This window comes from Halomonas marinisediminis (genome assembly GCF_004347715.1).
Classification (GTDB): domain Bacteria; phylum Pseudomonadota; class Gammaproteobacteria; order Pseudomonadales; family Halomonadaceae; genus Halomonas; species Halomonas icarae.
Map to the genome: position 1 here is coordinate 1 of NZ_SLTR01000617.1, position 252 is coordinate 252.

Genomic DNA, 252 nt, shown 5'->3' on the forward strand with positions numbered 1-252 from the left:
TCCCCTTCCGGCTGAGCCTGGGGGGCAAGACCTTCAACGGCCATGTCGCACGGCTGGCCGAGGGAAACTATGGCGCGTTCTTCGGCTGGCCGAACCTCACCAATACCTCCAGGGGCGGGTTTCTGGGCCTGCCCGGGTCCGGCACACCTGCCGACATGCGGGTGGTCGATATCTATCGCCGCGCGGGCGACAAGCTGGCGGAGAACTGGGTGTTCATCGACCTGCTGCATTACCTGAAGATGCAGGGCCTCG

At 65.1% G+C, this 252-nt stretch carries 1 protein-coding gene; it reads left to right on the forward strand.

Translation table 11 applies throughout. The annotated features are described in order from the left end of the window. On the forward strand, window positions 1-252 hold a 252-nt coding region (locus E0702_RS18020), incomplete at both ends, for an ester cyclase (RefSeq protein ID WP_165927637.1).